Origin of the sequence: Acetonema longum DSM 6540 (assembly GCF_000219125.1) — a bacterium.
GTDB lineage: Bacteria > Bacillota > Negativicutes > Sporomusales > Acetonemataceae > Acetonema > Acetonema longum.
This window is the reverse complement of sequence record NZ_AFGF01000053.1, coordinates 14665-35254: the sequence shown is the minus strand read 5'-3', so window position 1 is coordinate 35254 and position 20590 is coordinate 14665. Positions and strand designations below refer to the sequence as shown.

The window sequence follows — 20590 nt, the reverse complement described above, 5'->3', positions numbered from 1 at the left end:
CGTTATTGATGAGGTGCTTATGAACAGCCTATTTTACATGTTACAGAAAGACCGGTCATTTCAGCAGGGGGTCCGGGCTTTCCGGCGGCCAAGTAGCCAAAGCCTGGTGTATGGTCTGAGCGGCGCGCCTAAAAGCGTGCTGATTGCCGCTGCCTATCAAAGTTCCCCCCGATCAATCGTGATCATTACCGGCAGTTATGATGCCCAGGAACAATACCGTACAGACCTGCAGGCACTGCTGCCGGATGTCCCGGTCATGGATCTGCCGGCTGCCGATATGGTGACCTTTACGGTGGATGCCAAAAGCGTGGAATCAGCGTCTCGGCGGCTGAACCTGCTGAGCCGCCTGGTGAACGGCGAGCATCTGATTGTTCTGGCCCCGGCGGAAGCCGGTATGCAAAAGGTATTAGCGAAAAATGAATTCCTGAACAACCGGCTGGTGCTCTCACATAGCATTAGGCTGGAGCGTGAAGAATTGATCGGCTCCCTGGTTCGCTTCGGCTATGAGCGGGTGGATGAAGTCAATGCCATGGGGCAGTTCAGCGCTCGCGGCGGCATAATTGATATCTTTCCCATCAACCGGGATCTCCCGGTGAGACTGGAGTTATTTGGCGATGAGGTAGACTCCATTCGGGATTTCGACGCTGCCAGTCAGCGCTCCCTGCAGCCGGTGGACCGGGCGGAGGTTTTGCCGGTGATTGAACCGGAACACGGTGCGGCCATGGCCGATTTTCTTACCTATTTAACTGATGAATCTGTTGTAGTGTTTGATGAACCTACCCGGGTCCGGGAACAAATGGCTAAGACAGTGAAGGAAAACCCGGAAATCAAAAAACAGGTGGTAACCTGGCAGACACTGGCCGAGTCAGCGCAAAAATACACAGTACTGTATCTGACTCTGATGGCTCAAAAGATTCCCCATGCCGAACCCGAGGTGATGATCAGCATCACCGCCAAAAGTATTGCTCCTTTTCACCGGCAGATTGATTATCTGATCGAGGAAATAAAAGGCTGGCAGAGCAGGCATTTTGCCATTTTGCTTTTGCTGTCCACCTGGGAAAAGGCCAAGGCAGTAGGGAAATCCCTGGCAGAGGAAGGCGTGGCAACAGTGATTGCCGAGGCCCCCTCTGAATTGGTGCGAGGTACGGTGCATATTGCCGTGGGGAGTTTGAGCGGCGGGTTTGAGCTGCCCCATGCCCAGACCGTTGTGATTACCGAACAGGATATTTTCGGCCGGCAAAGGAAGAAGCGCCGGCTGCGAGTGGCCAAAGACCAGCAGATCAATTATTTCCGCGACATCCGGACCGGCGACTATGTGGTCCATGTGAACCATGGCATCGGCAAGTACGTCGGAGTGGAGACCCTGGAAGTGGCAGGGATCCATAAGGACTATCTGTTGATTCGCTATGCCGGTGAAGATAAACTTTATTTGCCCACCGACCAGGTCCATCTGCTGCAAAAGTATATCGGCAATGAGGGCGAAACGCCTCGGCTTAACCGCATGGGCGGATCGGACTGGATCAAGGCCAAAGCCAAGGCAAAAGCTGCCGCTACCGATATTGCCAAGGAACTGATTAGCTTATATGCAGCCCGCCAGGTCACTCCGGGCTACGCTTTTGCGCCGGATATGCCCTGGCAGAAGGAGTTTGAGGAGGCCTTTGTCTTTGAAGAAACGCCGGATCAACTGGCAGCCATTGCCGAAGTCAAGGCTGATATGGAAGCCCCCCGGCCAATGGATCGTCTGCTCTGCGGCGATGTGGGCTTCGGCAAGACCGAAGTCGCCATCCGGGCAGCCTTTAAGGCAGTTATGAGCGGCAGGCAGGTGGCCGTGCTGGTGCCTACCACCGTATTGGCCCAGCAGCACTTCCAGACCTTTAGTGCCCGGTTTGCCGGCTTTGGGCCGACAGTAGGCGTAATCAGCCGTTTCCGCAGCGCCAAAGAGCAGAAAGCCACGATCAACCGCCTGACTGCCGGCCAGATTGACATTCTGATCGGGACCCATCGGATCCTGCAGTCTGATGTGATATTCAAGGATATCGGCTTGTTGATTGTGGACGAAGAACAGCGGTTTGGAGTTACACAAAAGGAGCAGCTGAAAAAATGGCAGGCCAATATTGATGTGCTGACCCTGACCGCCACACCGATCCCTCGGACCCTGCATATGTCCCTGGCCGGGGTGCGGGATATGAGCATCATTGAAACGCCGCCTGAGGACCGGTTCCCGGTGCAAACCTATGTCTCGGAATATGACGCGACTGTTATCCGGGATGCTATCCGGCGGGAAATCAAGCGGGGCGGACAGGTCTACTTCGTCTACAACCGGGTTCAGACCATTGATCAGCTGCATCGCCAATTGAGCGAAATGCTGCCTGACGCCCGGATTAAGGTAGCTCACGGGCAATTGCCGGAGGAACTCTTAGAGCAGGTGATGCTGGATTTCTATGAAGGGCATTTTGATATTTTAATCTGCACCAGCATCATTGAAAACGGCCTGGATGTTCCTAATGCCAATACAATGATCGTCTATGACGCCGATTATTTCGGATTGTCGCAGTTATACCAGATGCGGGGCCGGGTAGGCCGGTCCCACCGGATGGCCTATGCCTACTTTACCTACCGCCGGGATAAGATCCTGACCGAAGTTGCTGAGAAACGGCTTCAGGCCATCAAAGAATTCGCCGAGTTGGGCGCCGGGTTTAAAATCGCCATGCGGGACCTGGAGATCCGGGGGGCCGGCAACCTGCTGGGCTCTCAGCAGCATGGGCATATTACCAGCGTGGGCTTTGAGATGTATTGCCGCCTGTTGGATGAGGCCGTCCAGGAACTAAGAAGCGACGCACCGGTGGAGATACCGCCTGAACCTGTGCTGGAACTGAAGACCGAGGCATATTTAAGCGGAGATTACATCCAGGACGCTATGCACAAGATCGAGATTTATCAACGGATCGCCGCGGTGCGCAGTGAAGAGCACATCAAGGATCTGCTGGATGAACTGATCGACCGTTTTGGCGACCCTCCGGCAACTGTCTTAAATCTGATCACAGTAGCCAGAGTTAAAAACTGGGCCCGCCAGCTGGGCATCCGTTCGCTGGTCGAACGGGCTGACAGCCTGGAAATTACCTTCGGCGACAAGCCCAAAGTAGACGTAACCGCTGTCATGGCGCTGCGCACCCGCTATCCCGGGCGGGTCCTTATCATACCCGGTCCGCCGGAAATCATCCGCCTGAAGACTGTGCGCCTGGGAATAACAGCATTGGAATGGCTGGAAAAAAATCTGGTTTTGCTGGAAGAAAAAAACGATAAATCTTTTTCCGGACATGGCTAAAATGAATAAAAATTACAGTCCAGATATATACTATCACTGACATCAATTGTAAATTAATGCTGAAAAGGGGGGATGCTGGTGAAAGCGACTGGAATCGTAAGAAGAATTGATGATCTAGGCAGAGTCGTAATACCCAAGGAAATCAGACGTACGCTTCGAATCCGTGAAGGAGATCCATTAGAAATATATGTTGACCGCGAAGGGGAAGTGATCCTGAAGAAATACTCACCGGTCGGTGAGTTAGGTGATTTTGCGAAAGAATATGCTGACTCTCTGCACGAAGCTATCGGCCACATTATCTTAATCGCTGATCGGGACAACATAGTCGCTGTTGCTGGTGCGCCAAAGAAGGAATTCTTGAATAAAGCAATTGGTCAGGCGGTGGAGAAGGTCATGGAAGACCGTAAAACCGTTTTGAGCAATAGCCCGGCTGAGCGCCGGGGCGCTGCTAAGGGCGGCTGCATTATTGATGCTGATGATGATGAGCCGTGCAAATTTACCGCCGAAGTTCTTTCGCCGATCATTGTAGAAGGAGACGCCATCGGTGCAGTAATCATCTGCTCACGGGAGGCGAATGTCCAGATGGGCGAAATGGAAGTCAAACTGGCGGAGACCGCCGCAGGATTCCTGGCGAAACAAATGATGCAGTAGTACGACCCATCTTGTATGACGAAGTAGCGGACTGGTGTTCGCTACTTTTCTGTGTTAGGCATAAGATATCATGAAATAAGAAAATGAGAATTCACGTAAAGAGTTTTATCACCGGAAATATTTTGATATAATAAAATGAGTCTGCACTGATGTTATATGGAGAGGATGACTCTTTTGAGCAAGGATACATTTATCAAAGGTGCGATGATTCTGACCGTTGCCGGATTTGTGGTCAAGATCATCGGGTCGGTGAACCGGATTCTGCTGTCCCGGCTGTTGGGCGGAGAAGGTACCGGCCTATACCAGATGGCTTATCCGATTTATCTGCTGGCCTTAAGCATCTCTTCCGCCGGCATTCCGGTGGCAATTTCCATTATTGTGGCGGAGAAATTGGCCCGACGGGATTATCGGGGTGCCAGGCATGTTTTTCATATTTCTCTGTCCATGCTGGCGGCGACCGGCGCCTTGTTCACCTTCCTCTTATATATTGGCGCCGGTTGGCTGGTAGAGCATCAGTTCATACGGGATCCCCGGGCTTACTATGCCATTGCCGCTCTGGCCCCGGCGATCTTTTTCGTTACGATTCTGTCTAGTTATCGCGGCTATTTCCAGGGCATGCAGATGATGACTCCTACGGCAGTCTCCCAGATTGTGGAGCAACTAATCCGGGTGGTTACCATGATTACCCTGGCATATCTGTTGATTCCCAGGGGATTGGAATACGCGGCGGCCGGGGCCAGTTTCGGCGCCGGTCCTGGTGCCGCAGCCGGCTTATTGGTTCTTATTTACTATTATTGGCGGCAGCGGCCGACCTTTGCTTTACAAATGGCTAATCAGCCCCCTGTCCGGCAGGAGTCCAGCTGGAGCATCATCAGCCGCATTGTCAAACTGGCCTTGCCTGTGTCTCTGGCCAATATCATGCTGCCGGTGGTTGCCAATATTGATCTGTTAATCGTGCCGGCTCGCCTGGAAGCAGCCGGCTATACGGTAGAGCAGGCTACGGAATTATTCGGCTATCTGACCGGCATGGCTGTGCCTCTTATTAACCTGGCTACCATCCTGACAGCCTCTCTAGCCGCCAGCCTGGTGCCAGCTGTATCCGAAGCCTTTACTTTGGGCAATCGGCAGCAAATTTATCAGCGTGTGGCCACGGCCATGCGGATTGCCAATCTGATCACCATTCCCAGTTTTGTCGGCATGTGGCTCTTAGCCACGCCTATTTCCCAGATGCTGTACGGCACTGCTAATGCCGGCCCTTCCATTGCCATTATGTCTTTGGGCATTTTTGTCTTGGGGCTCCACCAGGTGACCACAGGGGTCTTGCAGGGACTGGGACATACGGCGATTCCCGTCATGAATATGATCCTTTCCGCCGGGGTAAAGGTGATCATGAGTTGGGTGCTGACCGCCATGCCGGCCCTGGGCATCGCCGGCGCAGCCTGGGCCACCAATGCCGACTTCGCGGTGGCGGCTTTGTTAAACATGTATTTTGTCCGTCGGTATGTGGGCTTTGTCCTGGATTGGAAAGCTACGCTTAAAGCATTGCTGGCGGCCGGTTTAATGGGCGGAGCGGTGTTGCTTTCCTATCATTCGGTCATGTCTCAAACCCTGCATAACAGTTTAGCCACTCTGGCTGCCATCCTGGTGGGCGGCGTGGTTTACGGCGTGGTCTTGCTGTTGACCGGCGGCGTGACCGAGCGGGATTTGTCCGGTGTGCCCCGGATCGGTTCAAAGTTGATTAAAATCTTGCGCCTGATTGGATTGATGAAACGATGAGCAGCATTCATATTGTGGGCCTGGGACCCGGTCCCTTTCATTTGATTACCTTGGCTACTCTGACAGTATTGGAATCCGGAGCGGCAGTCCTTCTGCGTACAGCGCGCCACCCGGCGGTTACAGGCCTGGCGGCCAGACATATTTCCTATACGAGTTATGATGAGTATTACGAGCACTATCCGGACTTTGACGCAGTGTATCAGGCGATTGTCCAGGATGTGATCAGCCGGGCTCAGGCCGGGCAGAATGTAGTCTATGCCGTACCGGGCAGTCCCCTGGTGGCGGAAAAAACTGTGGATCTGATCCGCCGTCAGGCCCGGGAGCAAGGCATCAGCCTAACCGTGCATCCGGGCATGAGCTTTTTGGAATTGGCCTATACCAAACTGGACCTGGACCCCAATAACGGTCTGATGATCTGTGATGCCGCCAACATAGCCGGGCTTTCGCCAGTCTGGGACGGTGGCATTCTGATCGCTCAGGTCTATAGTCGTCAGGTGGCTTCAGACCTGAAGCTGTCCCTGATGGAATCTTATCCTGATGATTTTGAGCTGGTGTTATTGGTTAATCTGGGCCTGGATTCGGAAGTGGTGCGCCGGGTGCCCCTTTATGAGCTGGACCGGCAGCCGGAACTGCATCATCTGACCAGTGTCTATGTGCCGCCCTATGCCTGGCGCAGTCAATCGTTTCAGCTTGCTCCCTTGGTGGATACCATGGCCCGGCTGCGTTCCCCCGGCGGTTGCGTCTGGGATATCGAGCAGACCCATGAGAGCCTGCGTCGCTATATGGTGGAAGAAGTCTACGAAGTCCTGGAGGCCATTGAACTGGCTGATAAGAAAACACTATGTGAAGAACTGGGCGATCTCTTGCTGCAGGTGGTGTTCCATGCCCGGATAGCCGAAGAAAGCGGCGAATTCACCATGCAGGACGTGATCGACGGCATTGTGACCAAGCTGGTGCGCAGGCATCCTCATGTATTCGGCGATATTTCGGTAAAAACCGCCGCTGAGGTTGTCGTGAACTGGGACAAGATCAAACAGCAGGAAAAAGGCGCGGAACGAAAATATGTCCTGGACGGCGTTCCCGTTGGTCTGCCGGCCCTGATGCGAGCGTTTAAGCTCCAGTCTAAAGCGGCCAAAGTAGGGTTTGACTGGGATTCCACCGGGCCGGTCTGGGACAAGCTGGCCGAGGAAAGCGACGAACTCAAGGCAGCTATTACCGGCGGCAATCGTCAGGATATGGAATCCGAGGCCGGTGATCTGTTATTCGCCGTGGTTAATCTGGCCCGGCATATCGGCGTAGAGCCGGAAGTGGCTCTTACAGCTGCCAATAATAAATTCTTGCGGCGGTTTCGCTATATCGAACAACAGTTGCAAAAAGAGGGCGTAGACTGGAAAGATTCGACATTGGAGAAGCTCGATCAGCTCTGGAACGACGCAAAGTTGAAAGAAACGAGAAAATAACTACATTCTTGGCAATTTTTTTTAAAACCAGAAGGAATAAAAAGACAAGTAGCGAATAAAGCTAAACGTAACAACTAAACAAGGAGGAAATCACGGTGAATAAAACGGAATTGGTGGCAAGTGTTGCCGAGAGAGCAGGCATAACCAAGAAAGATGCTGAAAAGGCAATTAATGCAGTATTTGACAGTGTCGAAAGCGCTCTGGCTAAAAATGACAAAGTACAACTCATTGGTTTCGGTACCTTCGAAGTAAGAGAGCGTGCTGAAAGAAAAGGTCGCAACCCGCAAACCGGCAAGGAGATTACCATTGCCGCCTCAAAGACTCCAGTGTTTAAAGCTGGTAAAGGACTAAAAGACGCTATCAACAAATAGGGATCGGAATTTTTGTACATAAAAAGACCAGGCGTTGCATTGCCTGGTCTTTTATTTTAAAACCTGTTTGATTTAAGAGAATATTCCGCCAGTACACAGCTGTATTGTGAATGATTCGGCTTGTGGCTTATAATAAAAGAGGGTCCGTACAGAGGCGCGCATTTTTTGGAAAAGCATGAGATAAGGCGGTGTTGATGTTGACAGCCAAGATACTCGTGGTGGATGATGAGGCGGCGATTCGTGAACTGGTTAAGTTCAACCTGCAGAAGGCAGGATATGAGATTACGGAAAGCATGGACGGACTGGAGGCTTTGCAGCAGGCCAAGGCGGACAAGCCTGACCTGGTGGTGTTGGATTTAATGCTGCCGGGACTGGATGGCATCGAAGTCTGCCGCCAGTTAAAAAGTCAGAAGGATACCTCTGGCATTCCCATTATTATGCTGACAGCCAAAAATGAGGAAATCGATAAAATCATCGGCCTTGAGATGGGAGCCGATGATTACTTGACTAAACCTTTCAGTCCCCGGGAATTGGTAGCCCGGGTAAAAGCTGTCCTGCGCCGGAGTCACAAACCCTCTACCCAGGAAGGTGAACTCACCCTGGGAAAACTGCGGATGAATTTCAGCCGGTATGAAGCCTTTTTGGGAGCGGATAAGCTGGAGCTCACCCCGAAAGAATATGAATTGTTAAAGCTGTTTGTTACCAATCTGGGCAAAGCCTATACCCGGGAGCAACTGCTGGAGAAGGTATGGGGCTATGAGTATTTCGGCGACACCCGGACAGTGGATGTGCATGTGCGCCATATCCGGGCAAAACTGGAATCTGAGCCGGAAATCGCCGATGCTATAGAGACGGTTCGGGGTGTTGGCTACCGCTTCCGTGAAATTTAACGCAAAATTAACAATCCAGATGCGAAATTTGTGTTATATTCTCTGAAGAGACATCCCTAGGAGGAGCCTGCAATGGAAACGGAAATGAAAATTCAGGTAAATAAGCTGAAACTTTACTATGGAGAGACTCTGGCCCTAAAGAAGATCTCTATTGATATCCCCAAAAACAATGTTTTAGCCTTGATTGGCCCTTCCGGCTGCGGCAAATCTACTTTTCTCAGGACCCTGAACCGTATGAATGACCTGATCGAAGGAGTAAAGATCGAAGGTGAAATCATTCTGGACGGGGAGAACATTTATCATCCCAATACGGATGTAGTCATGCTGCGCAAGCGGGTTGGCATGGTGTTTCAACGTCCCAATCCCTTCCCTATGTCCATCTACGATAATGTGGCCTATGGGCCTCGCATCCATGGATTAAAGTCTAAGGCCCGGCTGGATGAGATCGTGGAAAAAAGCCTGAAAGCAGCCGCCCTCTGGGATGAGGTGAAAGATCGGCTGAAAGCTTCCGCCACTGGCATTTCCGGCGGGCAGCAACAGCGCCTGTGCATTGCCCGGCTGTTGGCGGTAGAGCCGGAAGTGCTTTTAATGGATGAACCCTGTTCGGCTTTGGACCCGATTTCCACCATGAAGATCGAGGAATTGGTGACTGAACTAAAAGAAAGATATACGATCGTCATGGTAACCCATAACATGCAGCAGGCTGCCAGGGCATCTGACTATACGGCGTTTTTCCTGAACGGGGATCTGGTGGAGCGGGACCAGACCGACGCGATATTTACCAGACCTCATGATAAACGAACCGAGGACTATATCACGGGAAGATTCGGGTAGGAGGCCGTTGAAAAAGGCCCCTGTTTCGAGGCCGTAGATGATTCGTGCAGGGTTTTTAAGAAGAATTTAACGGCAATAAAAAAAGCGGAGTTAAGTTGGCAGTGCCAATTTTAACTCCGCTTTTATTTTTTTACGCAAGGGGCAAAGTAAAGATAAAGATTGTTCCGTTTTTAGCGCTGCTTTGGACTTCGATTTTGCCGCCCAGGGTTTCCACGATGAATTTCACGATGGCCAGGCCTAAGCCGGTGCCGCCGGCTGCCCGGGATCTGGCCCGGTCTACCCGGTAAAACCGGTCGAAGATTAAGGGCAGATCTTTGGCCGGGATGCCGTTGCCGGAATCCCTGACAGCAATGACAGCCTGATTCCCGTCAGAGCGATATCGGATCCATACCGAACCGTCTATCGGAGTATACTTGATAGCATTATCCAGGAGATTAATCGCCACCTGCTTTACCCAATCCGGGTTGGCCAGGGCGAAAACATCCTCCGGACTTGGGTCCAGGGTAACGGTCAAATTTTTCCCCTGCCAGCGGGACGACAACTCCTGGATTACGTTTTCAAACATAGGCCGCAGATTGACCGGTTCCAGGTGAAGCTGCTGCCGGTATTCGCGGGAATCCAGCTTGGCCAGTTGCAGCAAGTCCTGGACCAGGCGGTGCATCCGTTCGGCTTCGTCATGAATGATGCTGACGAATTTCCGGGTCAGTACTTTGTCTTCCAATGCGCCGTCCAGCAGGGTTTCGGCGAAGCCTTTGATGGCTGTAAGGGGCGTGGCCAGTTCATGGGAAGCGTTAGCTACAAATTCCGCCTGACGTTCGTGGATTTCCTGCAGGGTGGTGATATCATGAAATACGGCCAGTGTGCCGGAAATATCGCTTTTATTCTCATTGGCAGGAATCGAGGCGATGGGGACAATCGAAACCTGAAACACCCGTTTTTGCCCTTCTACATCGGTTTTTAAATCCATTGAGCGGCTGACGCCGGCTGCTACGGTTTCCTGAATGGCCCGGTCCAGGAGGCTGATGCCGATTACCTGGATATTGTGCTTGCCCAGCATGGTTTCCTCGATATGAAAGCTGGCCATGGCCATGTGGTTGGCCATGGTGATCCGGCCATATTTGTCAAAGACGAGAACAGCATTGTCCATGTGTTCCAGAATCAGTTCCAGTTTGCGTTTTTCCTCGATGATTTCATTGACTTTATCATCCAGATTGGAAGCCAGTGTATTGAGGGCATGGGCTAATAACTCCACCTCGTCGCCGGTGCGGATATGAACCCTCTGATCCAGCCGGCCTTCGCCGATTTTTTGCGCTACTCGTGTGATTTGTTCCAGTGGTTCGGTATATTTGCCGGACAGACGAACGCTGATCAATATGGCCAAGAAGCAAATGACGAGAGAGACAACCAGTAATACCGAACGAACCTTGGCCAAATCGTTCTCTAACGGCGCCAGAGTGGTGGAGACGCGGATGACAGCGGCAACGCGACTGTCTCGCACCAGCGGGACGGTCACATACAGCATATTTTCTCTCAGGGTGGTGCTGTAGCGGATGACGCTGCCGGAACTTCCGGCCAAAGCAGCGGCAATTTCCGGACGGTGCAGATGATTTTCCATGCGGGACCAATCTGCCTGAGAGTCGGCCAACACTGCGCCATCTGCGGCGATGACTGTGATTCTCAGGTCGGTCTTTTCGCCGACTTTTTTGATCCTGGCATTAGCAGCGGTCTGCCATTCCTGGCCGTGGACAGAAGGGCGCAGGATATATTCAATGATCCGGGCCTGAGCCTCCAGATGCCGGGTCAGGTGGTCCACGCTGGACTGATGGGTGTACCAGAGCAGATAGGTGCCTAACACGGTTAACGGCAGGATAATCAATAATACAAACGAGAGGATTAAACGGGAACGAAGCCCCCACATGCGCATAATAGATATAGCCTCCGAATGCGTATTTATTTATGTTCAACAATAAGGGATTTTAGATGGAAAAACAAGCTATTCCCGAAATATAACGAGTTTTTAACACGGGTTTAACATGATTTAATCCAGGCATAACAAGTGATATTATCTGACATGATACGATAATAGTGGAAATAGCGCAAGGGCAGAAAATAGGCATAGACAGTTGCCAGGAAAGCGAGGAGATTCACATGAACTTGCAAACCTTAACCACCATTTCGGCAGTAGGCGGTGTCAGACTTTTGCTGACCACCGCTAGTCCGTTGCAAGGAATCATCGACCGTCCAAGCATTACTCATGAATTTTGCAACCGTCAGGCGGTTAAAATCCTGCGGCAGGATGGTCTGGAACATTACGCCGATTTGATGAGCCAATACATGAATGAGCTGAATGCCGGCGTTCTATGGGCGGATGAAGGCTGGAGAAATATTTCCCACTATTTTCATCCTACCACCCGCAAAGGGCTGTGGCAGTTTCCCACTGCCTGGGAAGAATTCGGCCAATATATGGCGCGGGCCGGTAAACTCATGCGCCGGCGGAGCGTCCGGGAGGCCATGTTTTTCCTGGGGGCTGCTGCCCATCTGGTGCAGGATATGTGTGTACCCCATCATACTCAGTTGAAAATGCTGACCGGGCATAAACAATATGAAACCTGGGCTAAGGAACATCACGCCGACTATGGGGTGAATACCCATGGTATTTACCGGGAGGGAAAATCGGTCCGGTCCATGATACTTCATAATGCGCTTATTAGCGCCGATCTGTTGCAGTGGGTCCAATCGGGAGTCAATGAGGCATCATATCATAAAGCGACTGCCATTCTTCTGCCGTTGGCCCAGCGAACTACTGCCGGTTTGTTCCTGCAGTTCTGCAGCAGCATGGGTCATAACCTGCGTTCCGGCTCTCTTGAGACATTTACCGTAGCTTAACCGGCCGACAGGCCGGGTAGTGTCACGCAGTCTGGCGTTCATTCATAAAAGAGAAATTTTGATCATAATTAACAGGAAATTAACATTGTGATAACAATAGCCTGTTCGTTATGGTTTAATATAGAGTATAGAAAAGCTATTTTACTAAAATGAAAAAAAATACTGGAAGAAAGTACAGGAGGGGAATTCACTTGTTCAATTTCAAGAGAATAGCAGCTTTGGTAGCCATGGTTGCCGTTTCCGCCAGTTTGCTGGCCGGTTGTGGCGGGGCTAAGAATGAGGGTCAAAACTCAGGAGAAATCAAGGGTACTGTAACAGCTTCCGGCTCTACCGCATTATTGCCTTTATTAAAAGCAGCTCAGGAAGAGTTCCAAAAAGCCAATGCCAATGTAACTGTTAATATCGCCGGCGGCGGTTCCTTCACCGGGCAGAACCAGGTAGCCTCAGGCGCTGTGAATATCGGCAACTCCGACGTAGCCCTGGATGCACAATTGAAGGATAAAGGCCTGGTAGAACATAAATTGGTAGTTATCCCCTTTGTGTTTATTACTCACCCGGACGTATCCGTCAATTCTCTTACCACTGAACAGGCTGCAAGCATTTTAAGCGGCAAAATCACGAACTGGAAAGAAGTCGGCGGGCAGGATCAAAAAATCACGATTATGAGCCGTTCTAAGTCTTCCGGTTCCCGCGCCACTATTGCGGAAGTGGTATTGAAAAACGCTGCGTTTACCGACAATGTTGTCATTCAGGACTCCAACGGCGCCCTGCGGACGGCAGTGGCCAGCACTCCCGGCGCGATCGGCTATGTGGATGCCGCCTATGTAGACAAAACCGTAAAAGAATTGACCTATAACGGCGTGAAATATTCTGTAGACAATGTAGTCAGCGGCAAATACGGCATCTACACTTATGGCCGCATGTTTACCAAAGGCGCCCCGACCGGTGCAGTAAAAGCCTTCATTGATTATGCTACCAGCAAAGACTTCCAGGAAAAATACGCCGAAAAGAATGGCTTTGTTCCCAGCACCAAGATGCCCAAGTAAATTCCGTTATCCGTAACATAAAAGGACAGGCCGTGTATGTATGGCCTGTCCTTTTAATATGCCGGCAGGCCGCCATATTGTATGTTGCTTTTTCGTTAATATTTTAACAAAAAATTAACATTGGATTAACAATATTGGTTTCATCTTATACTATAATAGAATTCGGCATTCAAAACATGCGGGATGTGATTGATTTGTTCGTACTCACCCAAGACAAGCCGGAGCCCGGATCCGACAACCCCAAACACCGGGGACCCGGCGCCGATCATCAGATGCGTCTGATTTATGACCGCTATATCCGGTATCTATTCATTGGCAGCGCCTTTTTGATGGCTATTATTATTTTATCCATTATCATTTTTATCGGGCAGCAGGGCTTGCAAACATTCCGGGCAGTGAGTCCGGCGGAGTTTTTTCTTGCAGCCAAATGGGACCCGATGGAAGGCCGCTATGGAGCTTTGAGCTTTATTCTTGGTTCAGTGTGTACGACAGTCATGGCTGTTGCCTTGGGCGCACCTTTGGGACTGGCAGGGGCCATCTTCCTGGCGAAAATATCCCCTTCCTGGCTAAGGGCCCTGATGCGGCCGGCTACGGATTTATATGTGGCAATACCTTCAGTTGTTTATGGCTATATTGGCTTAACGGCGATTGTACCTTTTATCCGGGAACAGTTTCCGGTCCCTTCCGGCTTTGGTTTGCTGGCAGCCTCCTCTATTTTAGCAATTATGATTTTGCCTACGGTTATTAATATTTCAGAAGACGCCCTGCGGGCTGTGCCCGCTTCTTTGGAAGAAGCCTCTCTGGCGTTGGGCGCCACCCGCTGGCAGACTATTTGGCGAGTGTTGCTGCCAACAGCTCTGCCTGGCATTATGACCTCGATTATCCTGGCTATGGCCCGAGCTATCGGGGAAACCATGGCAGTGCAAATGGTCATCGGCAACACTCCGCTTTTGCCCCTTTCACTGTTTACTCCTACCGCCACCCTGACCAGTGAAATTGTGGTGGAGATGGGCAATACTCCCTTTGGTTCGGTCTGGGGGGATGCGCTGTTTTTGATGGCTTTGGTGTTATTGGTGATTTCTCTCCTGATGATCGTCGGCATCCGCCGCATTGCCAAGAGGAGGTATGCGTAGTGTCGCCTAAGATAACGGATAAACTGGTTACAGTCCTCCTGTGGCTGTCAGCGTTTTTAATTATCGGCATTCTTCTGTCTTTTTTGGTATACCTCTTGTACAAAGGCTTGCCGGTATTGACCTGGGATTTTATCACCGGACGCCCTAGCGACATTGAAGCCGGAGGAGGAGTAGGGCCCCAGCTTTTCAACACTTTTTATATTCTGGTTCTCTCCTTTGGGGTGGCATTTCCGGTGGCAGTAGGCGCAGGGATCTATCTGTCGGAGTACGCCGGCAACAGCCGGCTGACCGATATTGTCCGCCTCAGCACTGAAAGCCTGGCTACTGTGCCATCCATCGTTTTGGCTTTATTTGGCATGATCGTTTTTATCAATATTTTAGGTTTTGGCATCAGTATTATTGCCGGGGCGATGACACTCACCCTGTTAAATCTGCCTTTGCTGGTCAGGGTCACGGAAGAGTCCCTCCGGGCAGTGCCCCAGGCATACCGTGAGGCCAGCCTGGCCCTTGGCGCCACCAAATGGCAGACGATCTGGCGGGTTGTTTTACCCAATGCCCTCCCGGGGATTATTACCGGCATTACGCTGACAGCAGGCCGGGCCGTAGGCGAAACCGCGATCTTGATTTTCACCGCCGGCACTACGGTATCCCGGCATCTGCCGGATTTCGACCTGTTTGCTTCCGGCGAAACCCTGGCGGTGCATATGTGGTATGTCATGGCAATTGGCCTGGTGCCGGACCGTATGGAGATTGCCAACGGCATCGGCGCGCTGCTGATCATCGTGGTGCTGATGTTCAATCTTTTGTTTACCGTGCCGGGCGAAATGTTGCGCCGAAAATTGACCGGTTCAAGATAGCGAGACGTTACGGATAAGTCTGATGCGTAGGTCAGGCTTATTTTTTGTCCCCCAATATTAAGGTTGTATTAATTTAAGTTTAAAAATTGGTAAATTGTATTTAAAATGACAAAATTTGTTGATACACTTTATGCAGTACTATGATGATTCTGGAGGAACGATATGCATCGATTTATGCAGTTTTCCGCAAAGATCCAAAGTCGGTTGAAACAAGAACATATTGCTGCTGCTTTTGCATCAATTACGGCTCGTGTCGCGTTATTTATTATCATCACCTGCAGCGTCCCGCTTTTGCTGGTAGGATGGTACTTCACCGACCAGATGATCCATAGCCTGACTCAGGCTGCAATCCAAAGAAATAATCAGGTAGCGGACCGAATTGCCAGTGATATTGACACATTCATATTAGCCCAAAAGAATTCTGTAGTGCTTACCAGCGGGAAAGAAGAAATGCGGACCACGCAGCCGGTTGTTCCGGGTAGTCTGCATACCATGATCGAGCATGTATTATCGCAAAACCCGGGCTATGCGGTGACGGTGATGGATAAGAACCGGGTGCCGCTTTATCACCAGATGGATACGACGGCTGTGGAAGCGCGGCGAACCTTGGATGATTCATATTTTCGCGTGGCTTCCGAACAGGAAAGCGGCTTTACCGAAGGGATATACCGGGGGCAGGAATATCTGGTATCTTTCCGGCCGATTGCAAACACAGACTGGCTGGTGCTATCCTGCTATCCCAAGGAAGTAGCTCTGCAATCGGCCAGGGAAATGGTTCGGCACAGCATTTATGTCACTTTGTTGATCGTTGCGGTATTTGTGGTGCTGGGACTCGTCGCGGCCAGAAAGGCCCTTTCTCCGCTGAAGCAGCTGGCTGCAGGCGCCGAGTATGTTGCGGAAGGCCATCTTTCCTATCGTCTTGCCACTGACCACAAAGACGAGTTTGGCACAGTGGCCAAAGCTTTTAACCATATGGCTGACCGGTTGGGAGGCATTGTCGGTTCCGTACAGGAATCCTCACGGTTGGTCAAGAATGCCGCCGACCAGGTAGCCGCATCCTCCGGCGAACTGAAGGTGGGAAGCGGCCAGGTGGTTTTGGCCCTGGAAGGTGTTACCCGGCAAATTGAACAGCAGACCCGGGAAACACAGACTACGGAACATCTGTTGGAAGAAATGGTCAGGATCAGTACTGCCATGTCAGACAGTATTAAACAAGTAGCCGCTGCTACGGATGAAAGCGTGACAGTAGCCACTCAGGGGCAAACGGTTATTGATCAAGCCATGGGGCAAATGCGGACGCTGCAGCAGTTAGTGGCGAAAACCGAGTCCATGATGACCGTCCTGGATCAAAGCGCCCATGCTATCGGACAAATCAGCCTGACGATTTCCCAATTCTCCCATCAGACCAACCTTTTGGCATTGAATGCCGCTATTGAGGCCGCCCGAGCCGGAAATGCCGGGCGGGGATTTGCTGTGGTGGCTGAGGAAGTTCGAAAATTGGCCAACGAGTCTTCCGGGGCGGTCACTCAAATCAGTGAGATTGTAAATAAAATACAAAGTGAAACGAAAGAAGCATTAACCTCCATGCGGCAAAGCTGCGAGTACGCGGGACAGGGCGTGGCAGCAGCCGCTGATTCCGGCCAGGCGTTTAGCCGCATTGCCGCTACGGTCAGCCATGTGCAGCAGGAAGCCGGCCGGATAAAAATCCAGACGGAAAAACAGGTCGAACTCTGCCACACAGCCATGCAGGCCATGATGTCCAGTAATCAACTGGCGATGCAAACCTCGGCCCATGGGCAGGAAATTACGTCTATTTCACAGGAACAGGCGCAAATTGCCATAGAGATGAATCATTCCATCGAGAAACTAAGGGAGCTCTCCAGCCGCCTTGACAGCCTGGTGACTCAGTTCAAATAAAACTCGTCTGTGGCTCCGAATCTGGAGCTTTTTTCAACAATCCCCGCCTTCAAAATGAGATTGAATTGATTGTGATACAGGAGGCTCCGCATATGTTGGAATGGATGACGCTGACCGATGATAACCCGGATGGAGTCCCGCGATATTCTGATTCATTATGTGTGGAACTGCAGAACATACTGCGGCAAAAGGCAATTCAAACCGTATTTCAGCCGATTGTGTCGCTTTCAGATGGATCAATCCTGGGGTATGAAGCGTTGAGCCGCGGCCCTGCGGGATCGCGGCTGGAATGGCCGAACAAGTTGTTTGCCGCGGCAAAGCACTACAATCTGCTGTGGGATTTGGAATTTCTATGCCGCTCTCGTGCTTTGGAAAAGGCCCGGGAAATGATTCCGCAGAAAATGCTGTTTTTGAACGTGGATCCAAAAGTGATCCATGATATCCGCTTTAAAAAAGGCCTGACCAAGGAGATTCTGGAGCGCTGCCAGGTTGATGCCGTCAATATCATCTTTGAAATTACCGAAAAAACCGCCATTGAAGATTATAAAAGCTTTAAAAAGACCCTTGATCATTACACCAGCCAGGGATATAAGATCGCGCTGGATGATACCGGGTCCGGTTATTCCGGTTTGACACTGCTGGCGGAAACTCATCCTCACTATGTTAAGATTGATATGGAACTAGTGCGCAATATCGATAAAGACCCTTTAAAGCAGGCTCTTATGAAAGCCTTCTACGACTTTTCGCTGGCTACAAACATGAAAATCATTGCCGAGGGCATCGAGACTATTGGCGAACTGAATGCCTTGATTGATATCGGCATTCATTATGGGCAAGGGTACTTTCTGCAGAGACCGATGCCGGATTTCCTGGAGATTTCAACTCAGTTGCGCCACGCGATTAACGAGAGAAACCAGCGTAAAGGCCGGAATCTTTTTTACACCCTCCTTACCCTGCCGATTGGAGAAATAGCGTGTCAGGACAGGAGCTTTTCGCCCGGCACCGATGGGCATCAGATTATTGATCATTTTAACGCCAATCCTACAATTCAGGGAATCCCGATTGTGGGTGGCGGTCAACCGGTGGGCGTACTGATGAAATATAAATTTTTGGCCCATCTGGCTACCCAGTACGGAGTGGCTGTGTACATGAAACGTCCGGTAGAATTGCTCATGGACAAAAATCCCCTGGTATTCGATTATTATACGCCTCTTGACCAGGTAGCGAAATTCGCTTTGGCCCGTACGGAAGAAAGCATGTATGACTGTATCATTATTACCCGTGATGGCGAGTATTTCGGCATTACGACTGTTAAGTCGCTGCTGGAGAAGATCTCACAGCTGGAATTAACCCGGGCAAAACATTCCAATCCCCTGACCGGATTGCCGGGAAATATGCTGGTGGAAGAAGAGCTGAAAAAAGTGGTGGCCGATACCGGGGATTATGCCGTACTTTATTTTGATTTGGATAACTTTAAATCGTATAATGATGTATACGGCTTTGAAAACGGCGATCAGGTCATTCAGATGACGGCTCAGATCATTCAGAAGCAACTGCAGTGCCAAGAATTTTCCGACGTCTTCCTGGGGCATATCGGCGGTGATGATTTCGTTGCCATTCTTCGTTCTAACCAAGTAGAAGCGGTTTGTGAAAGAATTATTCAGACGTTTGACGCTCAGGTGCCCGGTTTCTACAATGAAGAAGACCGCCGCCGCGGATACATCCGCGCAAAAAACCGCCGTGGACAGGAGGAAGAGTTCCCCTTTGTCTCCATATCTATCGGCGTGGTGACCAACCGGGAAACCCAATACCAGGATTACCTGCAATTAGGCGAGGCTGCCGCCACAATCAAACAAAAATGTAAATTAACCTGGACAAGCTGCTATCATATTGCCTGAAATATTGGCCCAGGTGCGCTCAGAAGACAACAACCATTCTGAATTCTTAGGTTGTTGTCTTTTTTTATGCTTTCCATACATAAAAATAGCCGGAGTTCAAAAGATACTACTGAGAGGTTTTGTGACATCAGACTGATAAAATGCTGAAAGGCGGTAGAAAACATGAAGACAGCAAAGATTCTCAGGTATCTCTGGTTTGCGATATTTGCCCTGTTAATCGTCAGCGGCGGCTGCAACTGGTTTGGTGGCAAGAGTCCACAGCAAAAACCGACGCCGGGACAGACTCCCAAGCCTGGGTCCCAGCAGCAACAGTCTGCGGCCACCCAGTCCGAGCCGGAAATTACGGTCTATATGCATGAGACCGGCGAAAAGAGAAAAATGAAGCTGGAAGAATACCTGACCGGGGTGGTGGCCGGGGAAATGAAACCGGAATGGCCGGTAAACGCCCTGGCAGCCCAAGCGATTATTGCCCGTTCTTTTACCTTGCATGAGATTGAAACCAAAGGCGGCGTTCCGGAACGGGGTACGCAAGCCTCTACTGATATCAAGGAATTTCAGGCTTACAGCGCTCAAGCTATAAACGACAATATCAAAAAAGCGGTGGAAATGACCCGGGGCATGATTCTGACCTATCAGGGCAAACCGATTAACGCCTGGTTTCATGCCAGCGCCGGCGGTATTACTGCCACCGCCAAAGAGGGCCTGAACTATCAGGAGGCCGAACCTCCCTATATCCGTTCGGTACAGTCGCCGGATGATCTGGCTCCGGCGGATGTGAAACATTGGACCGCAGTTTTCACTAAACAGGAAGTTCTGGCGGCTCTCGCAAAAATCGGAAAATCAGTCAACCGCCTGGATAGCCTGGCCATTGGCGAAAAAGGACCATCCGGCCGGGTGACGACATTGAAGGTTAACGGGCAGGAAACCGTATCCGGTCCTAATCTGAGAGTAGCCTTGGACAGCATGAAGCTAAAGTCTATGCTGTTGGATAAAGTGGAGGTTTCCGGAAATAAGGTCTTTTTTAGCGGAAAAGGCTATGGTCACGGTGTGGGCATGTCCCAATGGGGCGCCAACAAGATGGCCGTTGATGGCAAAAAGCCGGAAGAAATCGCTCAATATTACTTTAAAGATGTAAAGATCGAAAAACGCTGGAAATAAGACCTTTAAAAAAATCATCTCCCCCCCAAAAAGCAGCCGGAATGATACCCGGCTGCTTTTCATAAGTTGCCTGTCCTGAGCGGCAGGCGGTTAAAAAGTCGGAGGTTTGTATGAGTTTCGATTCTATTCTCCATTTCATTTCCAATCTGATTCAGAAATTCCATCTCAGCCGTATCCCCGCTAAATTGATCTATTTACTGGTGAACTATATTGATCTGTGGCTGATGCTGGTCTTCTTTACCGTGGCCCTAGCATCCTGGCGCACGGCCGTCATCTACCGGAAAATCCCCCTGACCCAACGCGACGCTGCCTTTGCCGCCAAAACCGCCATGGGTTACGTGGTGTCAGCGCTGGTCTTATGGGTGGCATCCTTTATTTTGTCTTAATT

At 50.8% G+C, this 20590-nt stretch carries 16 protein-coding genes; 15 read left to right on the top strand and 1 reads right to left on the bottom strand.

Features of this window, described 5'->3' with window-relative positions; translation table 11 throughout:
* The first annotated feature begins 19 nt into the window (after positions 1 to 19).
* From mfd to pstB, 7 genes are all read left to right on the top strand, one after another.
* Positions 20 to 3325 carry a transcription-repair coupling factor gene (gene mfd / locus ALO_RS06785; protein ID WP_040292927.1) on the top strand — a complete coding sequence of 1102 codons (3306 nt, stop codon included), beginning with the start codon at positions 20 to 22 and terminating at the stop codon, positions 3323 to 3325.
* 78 nt (positions 3326 to 3403) lie between these two features.
* Positions 3404 to 3976, top strand: a complete 573-nt coding sequence (gene spoVT, locus ALO_RS06780; RefSeq protein WP_004094120.1) for a stage V sporulation protein T — start codon at positions 3404 to 3406, stop codon at positions 3974 to 3976.
* Positions 3977 to 4150: 174 nt separating this feature from the next.
* Positions 4151 to 5752 carry a putative polysaccharide biosynthesis protein gene (locus ALO_RS06775; RefSeq protein ID WP_004094118.1) on the top strand — a complete coding sequence of 534 codons (1602 nt, stop codon included), beginning with the start codon at positions 4151 to 4153 and terminating at the stop codon, positions 5750 to 5752.
* Positions 5749 to 7212 carry a bifunctional methyltransferase/pyrophosphohydrolase YabN gene (yabN, locus tag ALO_RS06770; RefSeq protein ID WP_004094116.1) on the top strand — a complete coding sequence of 488 codons (1464 nt, stop codon included), beginning with the start codon at positions 5749 to 5751 and terminating at the stop codon, positions 7210 to 7212. Before ALO_RS06775 ends, yabN begins: the two co-directional genes overlap by 4 nt.
* A gap of 95 nt (positions 7213 to 7307) precedes the next feature.
* The gene (locus ALO_RS06765) at positions 7308 to 7583 is read left to right on the top strand and encodes an HU family DNA-binding protein (protein ID WP_004094114.1); all 276 of its coding nucleotides are present in this window, start codon (positions 7308 to 7310) and stop codon (positions 7581 to 7583) included.
* A gap of 197 nt (positions 7584 to 7780) precedes the next feature.
* Positions 7781 to 8473: a response regulator gene (locus ALO_RS06760; protein ID WP_083821046.1), complete on the top strand. Its 693-nt coding sequence runs from the start codon at positions 7781 to 7783 to the stop codon at positions 8471 to 8473.
* 72 nt (positions 8474 to 8545) lie between these two features.
* Positions 8546 to 9307: a phosphate ABC transporter ATP-binding protein PstB gene (gene pstB / locus ALO_RS06755; protein ID WP_004094111.1), complete on the top strand. Its 762-nt coding sequence runs from the start codon at positions 8546 to 8548 to the stop codon at positions 9305 to 9307.
* 130 nt (positions 9308 to 9437) lie between these two features.
* Here the strand turns inward: pstB and ALO_RS06750 are convergent, their stop codons facing one another.
* Positions 9438 to 11231: an ATP-binding protein gene (locus tag ALO_RS06750; protein WP_004094109.1), complete on the bottom strand. Its 1794-nt coding sequence runs from the start codon at positions 11229 to 11231 to the stop codon at positions 9438 to 9440.
* 224 nt (positions 11232 to 11455) lie between these two features.
* Here ALO_RS06750 and ALO_RS06745 point away from each other — a divergent pair, with 224 nt between their 5' ends.
* From ALO_RS06745 to ALO_RS06710, 8 genes are all read left to right on the top strand, one after another.
* Positions 11456 to 12193, top strand: coding sequence for a zinc dependent phospholipase C family protein (locus ALO_RS06745; RefSeq protein WP_004094108.1), 738 nt, complete (start codon positions 11456 to 11458; stop codon positions 12191 to 12193).
* 149 nt (positions 12194 to 12342) lie between these two features.
* Positions 12343 to 13239 carry a phosphate ABC transporter substrate-binding protein gene (locus ALO_RS06740; protein WP_072031815.1) on the top strand — a complete coding sequence of 299 codons (897 nt, stop codon included), beginning with the start codon at positions 12343 to 12345 and terminating at the stop codon, positions 13237 to 13239.
* Between the two features lie 272 nt (positions 13240 to 13511).
* Positions 13512 to 14372 carry a phosphate ABC transporter permease subunit PstC gene (gene pstC / locus ALO_RS06735; protein ID WP_040292924.1) on the top strand — a complete coding sequence of 287 codons (861 nt, stop codon included), beginning with the start codon at positions 13512 to 13514 and terminating at the stop codon, positions 14370 to 14372.
* Entirely contained in the window at positions 14372 to 15229 is an 858-nt protein-coding gene (gene pstA, locus ALO_RS06730; protein ID WP_004094105.1) for a phosphate ABC transporter permease PstA, read from the top strand. The genes pstC and pstA overlap by 1 nt, the downstream gene beginning before the upstream one ends.
* Positions 15230 to 15391: 162 nt before the next feature.
* Positions 15392 to 17146: a methyl-accepting chemotaxis protein gene (locus tag ALO_RS06725; protein ID WP_004094104.1), complete on the top strand. Its 1755-nt coding sequence runs from the start codon at positions 15392 to 15394 to the stop codon at positions 17144 to 17146.
* A gap of 92 nt (positions 17147 to 17238) precedes the next feature.
* A complete protein-coding gene (locus tag ALO_RS06720) occupies positions 17239 to 19044 on the top strand; it encodes a GGDEF domain-containing protein (protein WP_004094103.1) in 1806 nt (601 codons plus the stop codon).
* Between the two features lie 162 nt (positions 19045 to 19206).
* On the top strand, positions 19207 to 20202 hold the full coding sequence (locus ALO_RS06715; RefSeq protein ID WP_004094102.1) for a SpoIID/LytB domain-containing protein: 996 nt from the start codon (positions 19207 to 19209) through the stop codon (positions 20200 to 20202).
* 110 nt (positions 20203 to 20312) lie between these two features.
* A complete protein-coding gene (locus tag ALO_RS06710; RefSeq protein ID WP_004094100.1) occupies positions 20313 to 20588 on the top strand; it encodes a hypothetical protein in 276 nt (91 codons plus the stop codon).
* Positions 20589 to 20590: the final 2 nt, after the last annotated feature.

What these genes read in the sequence shown, in the direction of transcription:
- mfd (WP_040292927.1), top strand. Translation starts at nt 20, where the DNA reads ATGAACAGCCTATTTTACATGTTACAGAAAGACCGGTCATTTCAGCAG.
- yabN (WP_004094116.1), top strand. Translation starts at nt 5,749, where the DNA reads ATGAGCAGCATTCATATTGTGGGCCTGGGACCCGGTCCCTTTCATTTG.
- pstB (WP_004094111.1), top strand. Translation starts at nt 8,546, where the DNA reads ATGGAAACGGAAATGAAAATTCAGGTAAATAAGCTGAAACTTTACTAT.
- ALO_RS06750 (WP_004094109.1), bottom strand. Translation starts at nt 11,231, where the DNA reads ATGCGCATGTGGGGGCTTCGTTCCCGTTTAATCCTCTCGTTTGTATTA.
- ALO_RS06745 (WP_004094108.1), top strand. Translation starts at nt 11,456, where the DNA reads ATGAACTTGCAAACCTTAACCACCATTTCGGCAGTAGGCGGTGTCAGA.
- ALO_RS06740 (WP_072031815.1), top strand. Translation starts at nt 12,343, where the DNA reads ATGAAAAAAAATACTGGAAGAAAGTACAGGAGGGGAATTCACTTGTTC.
- pstC (WP_040292924.1), top strand. Translation starts at nt 13,512, where the DNA reads ATGCGTCTGATTTATGACCGCTATATCCGGTATCTATTCATTGGCAGC.
- ALO_RS06725 (WP_004094104.1), top strand. Translation starts at nt 15,392, where the DNA reads ATGCATCGATTTATGCAGTTTTCCGCAAAGATCCAAAGTCGGTTGAAA.
- ALO_RS06720 (WP_004094103.1), top strand. Translation starts at nt 17,239, where the DNA reads ATGTTGGAATGGATGACGCTGACCGATGATAACCCGGATGGAGTCCCG.
- ALO_RS06715 (WP_004094102.1), top strand. Translation starts at nt 19,207, where the DNA reads ATGAAGACAGCAAAGATTCTCAGGTATCTCTGGTTTGCGATATTTGCC.
- ALO_RS06710 (WP_004094100.1), top strand. Translation starts at nt 20,313, where the DNA reads ATGAGTTTCGATTCTATTCTCCATTTCATTTCCAATCTGATTCAGAAA.